9 protein-coding genes are annotated in these 12,593 nt (G+C 71.8%); 7 read left to right on the top strand and 2 right to left on the bottom strand.

Translation table 11 applies throughout. The features are described from left to right. Positions 1-16: 16 nt before the first annotated feature. Entirely contained in the window at positions 17-916 is a 900-nt protein-coding gene (locus tag J7F03_RS24410) for a hypothetical protein (protein WP_214952901.1), read from the bottom strand. Positions 917-1,002: 86 nt separating this feature from the next. On the opposite strand from J7F03_RS24410, the gene J7F03_RS24405 reads away from it, so the two are divergent. From J7F03_RS24405 to J7F03_RS24375, 7 genes are all read left to right on the top strand, one after another. Continuing rightward, the gene (locus tag J7F03_RS24405; RefSeq protein WP_214952899.1) at positions 1,003-1,821 is read left to right on the top strand and encodes a serine protease; all 819 of its coding nucleotides are present in this window, start codon (positions 1,003-1,005) and stop codon (positions 1,819-1,821) included. A 325-nt stretch (positions 1,822-2,146) separates the two neighbouring features. Next, entirely contained in the window at positions 2,147-2,803 is a 657-nt protein-coding gene (locus J7F03_RS24400) for a response regulator transcription factor (protein WP_214952898.1), read from the top strand. A 478-nt stretch (positions 2,804-3,281) separates the two neighbouring features. Further along, positions 3,282-4,463 carry a histidine kinase gene (locus tag J7F03_RS24395; protein WP_214952896.1) on the top strand — a complete coding sequence of 394 codons (1,182 nt, stop codon included), beginning with the start codon at positions 3,282-3,284 and terminating at the stop codon, positions 4,461-4,463. A gap of 196 nt (positions 4,464-4,659) precedes the next feature. Then, the gene (locus tag J7F03_RS24390) at positions 4,660-4,971 is read left to right on the top strand and encodes a chorismate mutase (RefSeq protein ID WP_214952894.1); all 312 of its coding nucleotides are present in this window, start codon (positions 4,660-4,662) and stop codon (positions 4,969-4,971) included. Between the two features lie 42 nt (positions 4,972-5,013). Further along, positions 5,014-7,524, top strand: coding sequence for an aminopeptidase N (gene pepN, locus J7F03_RS24385; RefSeq protein ID WP_214952892.1), 2,511 nt, complete (start codon positions 5,014-5,016; stop codon positions 7,522-7,524). A gap of 317 nt (positions 7,525-7,841) precedes the next feature. Beyond that, a complete protein-coding gene (locus J7F03_RS24380; RefSeq protein ID WP_214952890.1) occupies positions 7,842-9,239 on the top strand; it encodes an aminotransferase class V-fold PLP-dependent enzyme in 1,398 nt (465 codons plus the stop codon). Then, a complete protein-coding gene (locus tag J7F03_RS24375) occupies positions 9,236-10,645 on the top strand; it encodes a lysine N(6)-hydroxylase/L-ornithine N(5)-oxygenase family protein (protein WP_214952888.1) in 1,410 nt (469 codons plus the stop codon). The genes J7F03_RS24380 and J7F03_RS24375 overlap by 4 nt, the downstream gene beginning before the upstream one ends. A 10-nt stretch (positions 10,646-10,655) precedes the next feature. Here J7F03_RS24375 and J7F03_RS24370 read toward each other — a convergent pair whose 3' ends face one another. Continuing rightward, a complete protein-coding gene (locus J7F03_RS24370; RefSeq protein ID WP_214952886.1) occupies positions 10,656-12,467 on the bottom strand; it encodes a bifunctional UDP-sugar hydrolase/5'-nucleotidase in 1,812 nt (603 codons plus the stop codon). Between the last annotated feature and the right edge of the window lie 126 nt (positions 12,468-12,593).

The raw sequence follows: 12,593 nt of genomic DNA, 5'->3' as shown, positions 1-12,593 counted from the left end.
TCCTTTCTCCCGGCGCTCAGGTGTCGCAGTCCAGCACCGTGTGACACAGCCCGCAGCGGGCCCGGAGCGGCCCGCGGCCCGCCGGCAGACGCAGCCGCTGTTCGCACACCGGGCAAGGGAAGCTCACCCGCAGCCCGTCGGCGTGCTCCTCGAAGCGGTACGCCGCCCCGTGCCCCGGCGGGGCCGGAGCCGCCCTGCGGTCCCGGGCGTAGCGCCACCGCTCCGACCGGCCGGCGGCCGCCAAGGGGGCCCGGCGCAGGTCCCGTCGGGCCAGGGCGCGGCCGCGCACGTACGCCTCGTACGCCTGCGGACTGGTGAACCACGCCGAGAGGTCCTCGCCGCCGAGGAACCGCCCGCGCTTGGCGAGGACGAAGCCGAACTCCTCCGGGGTGAGGTAGCCGAGCTTCTGGTGGCTGAGCTCGTCCTCCCGGTAGGCGTCGAGCAGCAGCCAGCCCACCCCGAGGTAGGCGGCGGCGGTGTCGGTGAGGATCTCGTCGCCGGCGGTGGTGGGGAAGCGCAGGTCCAGTCGGTGCAGCAGGACGTGCGTGACCTCGTGGGCGAGGGCGGCCGCCAGATCGCGGCGGTGCGTGCGGAAGCGGTCGTTGACCTCGACGAAGTACTCGGGCCCGGCGGCCAGTTCCACGCCGGCCGCGTCCCGCATCTCGCGGAAGCTCACCACGACGCGCGCGTCGGGCAGCCGCAGTGCCCGGACCATCGCGGAAGCCACCCGGTGCGCGCCGAGGTACAGGTCGTCGGCGTCGCCGAACGCGGCGTCGGCGGGGGCGAAGGGCGTGTCGTAGGCGCGGACCCCGTCGTCGGAAAGCCGCCGGAACAGTGCGGTAATGGCCTCCCGGACCGTCTCCAGATGCGGAAATCCGTGCTGGACCGGGCTGCTGTGCCGACCGTTCTGCGTCATGAGGCGCCTCCTGCCGGAAGTTGTCCGAAAACGCGTTCTTGATGGCGTCCCCGTGTGCGGTGTGTCATGTCCCCGTCATTCACCCGATGACGCGCACGGCCCAACCCCCCACGAAAGGCAGTGTGTCGACTGTGTCCACCCTTGCCAGTGCCCTCAAGCGCACCCTCGCCGTCGGCGCGGTGGCCCTCGCGGCCGTCAGCCTCCAGCCCGGCTCCGCCACCGCCTCCCCGGCCCCCGTCGTCGGCGGAACCCGCGCCGCCCAGGGCGAGTTCCCCTTCATGGTCCGCCTCTCCATGGGCTGCGGCGGCGCCCTCTACAGCCAGCAGATCGTCCTCACCGCCGCCCACTGCGTGAGCGGCTCCGGAAACAACACTTCCATCACCGTCACCGCCGGGGTCGTCGACCTCAACAGCTCCAGCGCCATCAAGGTCAAGTCCACCAAGGTCCTCCAGGCCCCCGGCTACAACGGCACGGGCAAGGACTGGGCCCTCATCAAGCTCGCCAAGCCCATCAACCTGCCCACCCTCAAGATCGCCGACACCAAGGCCTACGACAACGGCACCTTCACCGTCGCCGGCTGGGGCGCCACCCGCGAAGGCGGCGCCCAGCAGCGCTACCTGCGCAAGGCCACCGTTCCCTTCGTCTCCGACGCCTCGTGCCAGGCCTCCTACGGCAGCTCCCTGGTCCCCGCCGAGGAGATCTGCGCCGGCTTCGACGCGGGCGGCGTCGACACCTGCCAGGGCGACTCCGGCGGCCCCATGTTCCGCCGCGACAGCGCGAACGCCTGGATCCAGGTCGGCATAGTCAGCTGGGGCGAGGGCTGCGCCCGCCCCGACTACCCCGGCGTCTACACCGAGGTCTCCACCTTCGCCGGAGCGATCAAGAGCGCGGCCGCGAGCCTCTGACACCCCGCTCCGACCCGTACCCGCACCTCGCTCACCCCCGTCCTTCCGGCCCATGTGCGGTGCGCATGGGCCGGAAGGACGAGGCGCTATGCCCCGAATGTACGTAAGGTCGACCGGAGTACCGCGAGGCCGCGACAGCGCCGTTCCGGCCCCGCGGCAAGCTCCCGGCGATCCGCCGCGCGGTTGCGGGCCCCGGGGGCCGAAGGTCCCATGGGAGGAACCCACCAGCCGGGAAAGCTGGTGAGACCGGGAGGCCCGGGAGGCCCGGGAGAACCGGCAGGACCGGGAACGCACAGGCAGCGGGCGACAGTGGGGCAGGCAGCACATGGCGATCAGAGTGGTCATCGCGGACGACCAGGAGATGGTCAGGACCGGATTCCGGATGATCCTCGAGAGCCAGCCGGACATCGAGGTCGTCGCGGACGTCGTCGACGGCGAAGCCGCCCTCGAAGCCGTCGCCGCACACCGGCCCGACGTCCTGCTCCTCGACATCCGCATGCCCAAACTCGACGGGCTCGAAGTCACCCGCAGGCTCTCCGGCAGCGACCGCCCCCGCATCGTCATCGTCACCACCTTCGACCTCGACGAGTACGTCCACGCGGCACTCCACGGCGGAGCGTCCGGCTTCCTCCTCAAAGACGCGAGTCCGGCCATGCTGGTTGAAGCGGTCCGGGCCGCGGCCGTCGGGGACTCCCTCGTCTCACCCGCCATCACCGTCCGGCTGCTCCGCGAAATGGCCCCCCGAACCCCGGCCGCCCAGGCGGCCCGCCGCCCGGCAGAGCCGCTGACCGACCGGGAGCGCGAAGTCGTACGCTGCCTCGCGCGCGGCCTGACCAACGCCGAGATCGCCGGCGAACTCTTCGTCTCCCTCTCCACGGTCAAGACCCACCTGGCCAACGTCCAGGCCAAACTGGACGCCCGCAACCGCGTCGAAATCGCCGCCTGGGCCTGGGAAAGCGGCCTGGCGGGCACCCCGGCGTGAGCGAAGCCCGCCTTGGCGTGCGTTTGCCTCCGGGGGTGCGGCCCGGCAGGGGTCCGGGCGTGCCGGGAGCTCGCTTCGGTGCGTGGCTGGGTCCGGGGGTGCCGCCTGGCCGGCATCCCGACGCGCTCTCGATCGTGGCGCCCACCGCCGACGGGCGCGTCACCGACCGTGCCCACCGCTACGGGCGTTCCGCTGCCGATGCTCTCCGCCTCCGCCGCGTTCCCATCGCCGGCCGCACCCGCCCCGGCCGTCCTCCGGACAATGCCGGGCGAATTCAGCCCCGCCGGCGTTCGAGGCGCGGGGTCAGGGGCGGCGCCCCGGGAGGCCGACGCGCAGCGCTCCCGACCACACCGGCCCCCACGGGTGCGGGCAGCGCCCCCGGGAACGCGCCCCGCCGAAGCCCCCGCGCCCCGGGCGGAGCCACGCGAACCACCGGTGGAGCCACCCGCGCGGGGCGGCGTACGGCCAGGCGGCACGCGTGAGCCCGCTCGCGCCATGGGCCCGCCGTCACCCCTACGCCGCGGACTGGATCCGCGTTTTCCTCTCCGTCACCCTCCTCGCCCTCGTCACCTTCGAGGGCGTCGTCCTCGCCCGCCGGCCCAGCGTCCCGCACGCCGCCGTCTGGGTGTCCGGCATCCTCGTCTGCCTCAGCGCCGCGCCCTGGCCCGGGATCCCGCTCCTCGCGCGCGCCTGGTTCGCCGCCGCCGTCACCTGGACCGTCACGCTCCTGCTGATCTTCGGCAACCACCCCATCGTGGTCTGGGGCGGCGGCGAGGCCATCGCCCTCCTCTTCTTCCTCAGCCAGGTGCTGCTGCGCGCCCCCGTCCGTACCGCCGCCGTCCTCGGCCCCCTGCTCGGTCTCGGCTGCATGGCGGTGCCCGTCCGCGACACGGACCCGGGCCGGTTCACGCTGCTCTTCTCCGTGCTCGCCGTCGTCGTAGGCGCGTTCTCGCTGTTGCTGCGCCTGCAGTCCGGCCAGCGCCTGCGCGAGCTGCGCGCCGTCCGCAGCGCCGAGCGCCTGGAGCTGGCGCGCGAGCTCCACGACCTGGTCGCCCACCACGTGACCGGTATCGTGGTCGAGGCGCGGGCCGCCCGTTACACCAAGGTCTCCGCCGAACGCGCCGGCGAGATCTTCGGCCGCATCGAGAACGCCGGGGACGAGGCGCTCGGCTCCATGCGCCGCCTCGTCAAGATCCTCCGTGAGGGCGCCGAGGACGGCAGCGCGGGCCCGGGCCCGGGCGCAGGATCAGGGGCCGGCATCGCCCCCGTCGCCGGCCTTCGCGAGATCCGGGGGCTGACGGAACGATTCGCCGTGACCGGCCCGCCCGTCGTCCTCTACATCGAGGACGGCCTGGAGACCAGGCTCCCCGCCGACGTCGCCGCCACCGCCCACCGCATCGTCCTCGAAGCCCTCACCAACATCGGCAAGCACGCCGCGACCGCCACCGCCGTCCGGATCGGCCTGCGCACCGTCCCGCCGGGCCTGGAAGTCCGCATCGCCGACGACGGCGGCCGCTCCGCCAGGCTCTCCGAGAACGCCCGCGGCGGCGGCTACGGCCTCGTCGGCATGGCCGAACGGGCCGAAGCCCTCGGCGGCTCCCTCACCGCCGGCCCCGCCCCCGAAGGCGGCTGGCTGGTCACGGCGATCCTCCCGCTGTAACCGGCCCCCGGGCCGGCCCGTGGCGTTCGGCGCCGCACCCCGGACCGCCGCCCGAGTGCGTCCGCCGGCACGATCCCGGCCGATCCGTACAGATCGACCGGACCCGGACACGGCACCGCGGGCAGGAAGGCACCGGCCGTCTCACTGGTCGACTGGCCGAGGAAACACTTCCGCGCGCCACGTATTCTCGGGAACCATGAACACCAGCGACATCGACGAGAACGTCACCGCCGAGCTGGCCCGTCTGAGGGACAGCATCGACAACATCGACGCGGCCGTGGTGCACATGCTCGCCGAGCGCTTCAAGTGCACCCAGCAGGTCGGCCACCTCAAGGCCCGCCACCAGCTGCCCGCGGCCGACCCGGGCCGCGAGGCCAGCCAGATCGCCCGGCTGCGCCAACTCGCCGAGAACGCCAAGCTCGACCCCGCCTTCGCCGAGAAGCTCCTGAACTTCATCATCGCCGAAGTAATTCGTCACCACGAGACGATCGCCGCGGGCGAGGAGTAGCCGCCCTGGGGCCCGGCGCCGTCATCCGGCAGCATGGGCCCCATGTCCGCATTGACGCGCAACGAAGCGCAGCTCCGAGCCCAGCTCCTCGACGTCCGGCACTACGCGGTCGCCCTCGACCTCACCACCGGCGACGAGACGTTCGAATCCAGCACCGTCATCCGGTTCACCGCCCGCACCGCCGGAGACACCTTCCTCGAGCTGAAACCGGACGAACTGCGCTCCGTCGAGCTCGACGGACACCCCTTGGACCCGGCCGGCCTCACCGACGGCCGCCTCCCGCTCACCGGCCTCACCGAAGGCCCCCACGAGCTGCGCGTCGAAGCCCGCATGCGCTACTCCCGCACCGGCGAAGGCCTCCACCGCTTCACCGACCCCGCGGACGGGGAGACGTACGTCTACACCCAGATGTTCATGGACGACGTCCAGCGGGTCTTCCCGGCCTTCGACCAGCCCGACCTCAAGGCCGTCTTCGAGTTCACCGTCACCGCTCCCGAGGCCTGGACCGTCCTGGCCAACGGCATCACCACGCGCGTCGGCTCGCGTGACGGCGACCGCGCCGAGGGCGGTGCCGGTATCTGGAAGTCCGCGCCCACCCCCGTCATCTCCACCTACCTCGCCGCCGTCGCCGCCGGCCCCTGGCACAGCGTCCGAACCGAACACGCAGGCCTCCCCTTCGCCATCCACTGCCGCCGCTCGCTGGCCCCCCACCTCGACGCGGACGCCCGGGAGATCCTCGACCTCACCATGGCCTGCTACGACCGCTACCACGAGAAGTTCACCGAGCCCTACCCCTTCGACTCCTACGACCAGGCCTTCGTACCCGAGTTCAACGCCGGCGCCATGGAGAACCCCGGCCTGGTCACCTTCCGCGACGACTACGTCTTCCGCTCCGCCGTCACCGACGCCGAACGCCAACGACGGGCCGTGACCATCGCGCACGAGATGGCCCACATGTGGTTCGGCGACCTCGTCACCCTCAGCTGGTGGGACGACATCTGGCTGAACGAGTCCTTCGCCGAATACATGGGCTACCAGACCCTCATCGAAGCCACCCGCTTCACCGAGACCTGGACCGGATTCGGCATGGAACGCAAGCCCTGGGGCTACGACGCCGACCAGCGCCCCTCCACCCACCCCGTCGCCCCGGACGCCGCCGCCGTCCCCGACACCGCCTCCGCCCTCCTCAACTTCGACGGCATCTCCTACGCCAAGGGCGCCTCCGCGCTGCGCCAACTCGTCGCCTGGCTCGGCGAGAAGGACTTCCTGGCCGGCATCAACACCCACTTCGCCCGCCACAAGTTCGCCAACGCCTCCCTCGCCGACTTCGTGGACTCCCTCGCCGCCCACACCGACAGGGACGTCCACGCCTGGGCCGAGATCTGGCTGCGCACCACCGGCATCGACACCCTCAGCCCGCGCGTCGAGGAGAACCACGGAGGCTGGACCCTCACCGTCGACCGCACCGGCAGCCGCCCCCACCACATCGCGGCCGGCCTCTACGACCACGGCCCCGACGGAGACCTCGAACCGCGCGAGGTCCTCGCCCTCGACGTCCCCTCCGACGAGGTCGTCTCGGTCGGCGGCCCGCGCCCCGCCCTCCTCGTCCTCAACGACGGCGACCTCACCTACGCCAAGGTCCGCCTCGACGAGACCTCCCTGGAAACCGCCCTGCGCGGCATCTCCCGCATCCCCGACCCGCTCACCCGCGCCGTCGTCTGGAACTCCCTGCGCGACATGGTCCGCGACGGGGAACTGGCCGCCGCCGACTACCTGGCCACCGCCGAAGCCCACGTGCCCGAGGAGACGGAGCTGGACATCGTCCAGAACGTACTGGGCTTCGCGCGCACCCAGATCGCCACCCGCTACCTCACCCCCGAACACCGCACCGGGGCCCTCGCCACCCTCACCTCGATCGCCCGCGCCCTGCTGCGGCGCACCGAGGACGGCTCCGACCCCGGCCTGCGGCTGGTCGCCGTCCGGGCCCTCATCGACAGCGCGACCCGGCCCGAGATCCCGGCCGCCTGGCTCGCCGAAGGCACCGTCCCCGGCGGCCCCGAACTCGACCCCGAGCTGCGCTGGCGCATCCTCGCCCGCCTGTCGGTCCTGGGCGCGGTCGGTGAACCCGAGATCGCCGAAGCCCTCGCCGCCGACCCCAGCGCCACCGGTCAGGAAGGCGCCGCCCGCTGCCGGGCCGCCCTGCCGACGGCCGAGGCCAAGGCCGCCGCCTGGGACCGGCTCTTCCACGACGACACCCTGTCCAACTACCTCTTCACCGCCACCGCCCAGGGATTCTGGCAACCCGAACAGGCAGATCTCGTACGGGAGTACGTGCCCCGCTACTACCCCGAAGCCGTCGCCCTCGGCGCCCGCCGCGGCCCCGCCATCGCCGACGCCGCGGGCCGCTGGTGCTTCCCCGACCACGAGATCACCGAAGCCAACCTCCAGGCCGGCCGCGCCTGTCTGGAGGACCCGGACATCACCCCCCTCCTGCGCCGCAAGCTCGTGGACCAACTGGACGACCTGGCCCGCGCCCTCCGCACCCACCCCTGACCGCCAGGGGCCCTGCCCTCCTACGAGAGCAAGCAGGGCCCCATCCCCACCACCTCCCCAGCGGGGGAGGGCTCGGTCCCGGGCCGGGGCCCGCGGCCGGGGCCCGGGGCCCGGGGCTCGGGGGAGCCGGCTTCCGGGGCGGGCGGGGCCGTGAGGTGTCCGCCGACGCCAGGCCAGAGCAAGCGTGGCTGGAAATCACCTACGCCACAAACCCGGGCGGTTACCCCATTCGAGTCGGATCGTTGTACCACTCGGGTGCCCCACCCCATCTCAGCGGCAAACGCCCGCCGCCGATCCGTTTCCGTGAGGACAACCCCATGACAGCGTCCCCCGGCACAGGCAGCGGCAGAGCCCCGCTCGCCGGTGGAATCCACGGCGCGGAGGCCCTGCGGCCACTCCTCGACACCGTCCTCGACGCCCTGCGTACCGGAGCCCGCGCACGCGGCGGCCCCCTCCCGGCCGGCGGCCCCGACGCGGTGACCGACCGCGTCGAAGCCGCACTGGGCGAAGTACTCCCCGAGCACGGGCACGGAGACCACGAAGCGCTGCGGACCCTCGTGCACACCCTCGCCGCCGGCGCCGCAGACCCCGCCGATCCGCTGTGCGCAGCCCACCTGCACTGCCCGCCGCTCGCCGTCGCGGTCGCCGCGGACCTCGCCGCCGGCGCCCTCAACGCCTCCCTCGACTCCTGGGACCAGGCCCCCGCCGCCTCCACGATCGAAGCGCTCCTCACCCGCGCCCTCGCCGCCGAGTTCCACGACACCCCCCGCCCCGACGCCGTCCTCACCACCGGCGGAACCGAAGCCAACCAACTGGCCCTGCTCCTCGCCCGCGAACGTCACGGCCCGCACCTCACCGTCCTGCACGGCGCCAACGCCCACCACTCCATCCCGCGCGCCGCCTGGCTCCTCGGCCTGCCCCCCGCCCGCGCCCTCCCCACCCCCACCGGGATCCTGACCCCCGCCACGCTTGCCGAGGCCCTCGCCGCCACCCCCGGCCCCGTCCTCGTCACCGCCACCGCCGGCACCACCGACGCCGGCCTCATCGACCCCCTCGGCCCCCTCGCGGACCTCTGCGACCAACACGGCGCCGACCTGCACGTCGACGCCGCATACGGCGGCCTCCTCGCCCTCAGCCCCCGCCACCGGCCCAAACTCGCCGGCCTGAACCGCGCCCGGTCGATCACCCTCGACCTGCACAAACTCGGCTGGCAACCCATCGCCGCCGGAATCCTCACCGTCCCCGACACCGCCCTGCTGGCACCGCTCGCCCACCAAGCCGACTACCTCAACGCCCAGGACGACACCGAAGCCGGCCTACCCGACCTCCTCGGCCGCTCCCTGCGCACCACCCGCCGCGCCGACGTCCTCAAGATCGCGGCCACCCTGCGTTCCCTGGGCCGCGACGGCCTCGCCCAGCTCATCGACCGCACCTGCGCACTCGCCGAGCGACTCGCCCGGCTCCTCGAAGCACACCCCGCCTTCGAACTCCACGCGGCGCCCACCATCAGCACCGTCCTCTTCCGGCCCATCCACGCCGACGACACCCGGATCGCCGCCCTGCGCCGCACCCTCCTCCTCGACGGCAGCGCCGTACTGGGCCGAGCCACCGCCGACGGCCGCCTGTGGCTCAAAGCCACCCTGCTCAACCCCCACACCACGGCGGGGGACCTGGACGCCCTCGTGAACCTTCTGGAAGGCAGCAGCCACCGATGACCGCCTTGCTCGATGCACCCCACGACCTCGTCGGAATCGGCATCGGACCCTTCAACCTCTCCCTCGCCGCCCTCGCCCACGGCCTGCCCCACCAAGGTGCCGGGGAACTCGCCACCGCCTTCTACGACCAGCGCCGCGACTTCCGCTGGCACCCCGGACTCCTCATCGACGGAGCCACCCTCCAAGTCCCCTTCCTCGCCGACCTCGTCACCCTCGCCGACCCGGCCAGCCCCTGGTCCTTCCTCAGCTACCTCAAGTGCAAGGAACGGCTCTTCCCCTTCTACTTCGCCGAGCGCTTCCACATCCAGCGCGCCGAATACGACGCCTACTGCCGCTGGGTCGCCGGCCGCCTGCCCGGACTCCACTTCGGCCACCAGGTCGACGCCGTCCGCTGGAACCCCGAACGCGGCCTCTTCGAAGTCGACTTCACCCAGCTCGACGCCGAGGGCGAAGCCGAAGCCCTCGGGCGCACCTACACCCGCAACCTCGTCCTCGGCATCGGGACCGCCCCCTACGTCCCCGAACCGCTGCGGCCCCTCGCCGAAGCCCCCACCGTCCCGGTGATCCACTCCGCCGATTACCTCGACAACCGGCAGCGCATCCTCGGCGCCGACCACGTCACCGTCATCGGATCAGGCCAGTCCGGAGCCGAGGTCTTCCTCGACCTGCTCCGCTCCCGCCCCGCCGGCCGCGAACGCCTCACCTGGCTCGCCCGCACCCCCTCCTTCGCCCCCATGGAGTACTCCAAGCTCGGCCTGGAACACTTCACCCCCGACTACACCCGCTACTTCCACGCCCTGCCCGAACCGGTACGCGACCGCCTCGTCCCCGCCCAGTGGCAGCTCCACAAGGGCATCGACGCCGACACCATCGCCGCCATCCACGAGGAGCTCTACCGCCGCACCCTCGACGGAGGCTGGCCCGACGCCGTCCTCACGCCCGGAGTCAGCGTCCGCACCGCCGGCCGCGTCGCCACCACCAAGGTCGAACTCCACCTGGAACACGTGGAACAAGGCACTCGCTCCCGCCTCACCACCGACGCCGTAGTCCTCGCCACCGGCTACCGAGAACGCCCCCTCACCAGCCTCCTCGCCGGCCTCGACCCCTACCTGCGCAAGGACTCCTCCGGCCGCCCCCGCATCGACGACCGCTACCGGATGATCCTCGACCCCACGGTCACCGGCAGCATCTTCGTCCAGAACGGCGAACGCCACACCCACGGCGTCGGAGCCCCCGACCTCGGCCTCGCCGCCTGGCGCAGCGCCGCCATCCTGAACACCCTGACGGGCAAGGAGCCCTACCCGCAGCCCACCCGCACCGCCTTCACCACCTTCGGCCTCGAACAGCGGGAGCACACACGCCCCCAACCTGCCGGCGAACTGCTCCCGCTGGTCGAGCACCCGTAGGAAGAAACGTTTAGAAGACGGGTATCCCGGCCCGGGTCAGCCGCCAGTCCACGGACGCGAACTGCGCCGGGTCCACCGTCCCCTTCGCCTTCACCCACTGGATGATCGTGTTGCGGATCTCCTCGGAATTCGCCCACAGCTGCTTGGCCTGCGGGACGTGCGGGAAGTTGCCGCCGCCCGAAGCCCGGTAGTTGTTCACCGCCAGCACGAACTGCGCCGCCGGATCCACCGGCTTGCCCTGGAACGACAGCCCCGTGATCCGCGAACCCACCGCCTCCGAGACGTCGATGTCGTAGGTCAGCCCGTACACGGCGTCGTAGTTGTAGTCCGGCGTGCTCTCCGAGTTCGTCAGCTTCGCCGGATCCACCACCTCACCGGGAGCCGTCCGCACGTAGTACTTCGCGGAGTACTCCAGATACGCCTTCAGCTGCGCACCCGTCAGCAGGCGTGCCTCCAGCGTGTTCTCGAAGGGATACAGGCCCGCCGCATCCTTGATCGTCACCTGTCCGGCCGGGATCGACGCCGTCCGCGAGAAACACGAAGCCTGCGACAGCACCGGCAGCGCCGCCCACTCCGTACCCGCCAGCGCGCCCTTCACCGTCTCCGCCTGCACGTGGTTGATCAGATCGATGATCGCCACGTCCTTGACCGGGCCGTCCGCCGAGGACATCGCCTGCGTGGACGTACCGATCACCTGGTTCACATAGGCCACGACCTTGGCGTGCTCGTCCGACAGCAGCCCCACTATCTTCGGGTCCTCCACCGCCGTGTTCGAGTTCAGCACCCGAGCCGACACCTTCGCCACCGACCAGCAGCCCTTCGCCCAGGTCAGCTCGAAGTCGAACAGCGTCAGCCGCTGGCCCCACTTCAGCGGCTCCGACAGCACGACGTCCTTGCCGGTCGCCTTGTTCTTCACCCGGTACTCCGGGATCTCCGTGTGCGCGTGCCCCACCAGGATCGCGTCGATCCCCGGCACCTGCTCCGCCACCAGACCAGCCGCGTTCTCGATGTGCGGAAGCTGGTCCCCGTAACTCGACGTACCGCTCGACCCCGAATGCGCCGACACGATCACCACATCCGCGCCCAGCGACCGCAGCCGCGGCACGTACTTCGCCGCCTGCTCCTCAAGGCCCGGGAACGTCATCTTCCCCTGCACGTTCGCCTTGTCCCAGATCGCGATCCCCGGATTCGTCAGACCCAGCACCGCCACCTTCACGTCCCGCCCGTGCGGCGTACGCAACCGGTGCATGCTGTACGGCGGGAACGCCGGCCGCAGCGTCTTCGCATCCAGCGCGTTCGCCCCCAGCAGCGGGAAGTCGCACTGCTCCTCGAACTTCCGCAGCACCGGAATGCCGTAATTGAACTCGTGGTTCCCCAGCGCCGCCGCGTCGTAGCCGATCGCGTTCATCGCCTGCGCCATCGGATGCACCGGACCGCGCCGCGCGGTGATCGGATCCACCTTCGCGTAGTAGTACGACAGCTGCGTGCCCTGGATGGTGTCGCCGGCGTCGATCAGCAGGGTGTTGCACCGCCCCTTCTGCTCACGCACCTCATTGACCAGCGTGGAGATCTTCGCCAGGCCGACGTCGTTGTGCGCCTTGTCGTCGAACTCCTTGTCCGTGAAGTAGTCCCAGTTGAAGACGTTCCCGTGCAGGTCCGTCGTCCCCATCACCGTGAACGCGTACGTCTTCGGCCGCGCGGCCGAAGCGGCCCCGGCGACCCCGTCAGCCGCGGCGGCCGGGGTGCTCGTGGCCCCCGCCAACGCCACGGCGGCACCCGTGGCAGCCGAAGTGCCCAGAAAAGTCCTACGGTCGAATGCCATGCCATCTCCCCTTTTGAGGCGTGAACAACGCGCGTAGATTCTGACCCAGCAGTAACAAGCCGCAACACCCCCCACAGGTTTCGATCCGATGACCACACGCGTACGAGCGCCAGTGCGACAGTGAAG

Source organism: Streptomyces sp. ISL-43, assembly GCF_018614195.1.
Taxonomy (GTDB): Bacteria; Actinomycetota; Actinomycetes; order Streptomycetales; family Streptomycetaceae; genus Streptomyces.
Note: the sequence above shows the minus strand (reverse complement) of the source record. Positions and strands in the feature narration are given on the sequence as shown.

What these genes read in the sequence shown, in the direction of transcription:
- J7F03_RS24410 (WP_214952901.1), bottom strand. Translation starts at nt 916, where the DNA reads ATGACGCAGAACGGTCGGCACAGCAGCCCGGTCCAGCACGGATTTCCG.
- J7F03_RS24405 (WP_214952899.1), top strand. Translation starts at nt 1,003, where the DNA reads ATGACGCGCACGGCCCAACCCCCCACGAAAGGCAGTGTGTCGACTGTG.
- J7F03_RS24400 (WP_214952898.1), top strand. Translation starts at nt 2,147, where the DNA reads ATGGCGATCAGAGTGGTCATCGCGGACGACCAGGAGATGGTCAGGACC.
- J7F03_RS24390 (WP_214952894.1), top strand. Translation starts at nt 4,660, where the DNA reads ATGAACACCAGCGACATCGACGAGAACGTCACCGCCGAGCTGGCCCGT.
- pepN (WP_214952892.1), top strand. Translation starts at nt 5,014, where the DNA reads ATGTCCGCATTGACGCGCAACGAAGCGCAGCTCCGAGCCCAGCTCCTC.
- J7F03_RS24380 (WP_214952890.1), top strand. Translation starts at nt 7,842, where the DNA reads ATGACAGCGTCCCCCGGCACAGGCAGCGGCAGAGCCCCGCTCGCCGGT.
- J7F03_RS24375 (WP_214952888.1), top strand. Translation starts at nt 9,236, where the DNA reads ATGACCGCCTTGCTCGATGCACCCCACGACCTCGTCGGAATCGGCATC.
- J7F03_RS24370 (WP_214952886.1), bottom strand. Translation starts at nt 12,467, where the DNA reads ATGGCATTCGACCGTAGGACTTTTCTGGGCACTTCGGCTGCCACGGGT.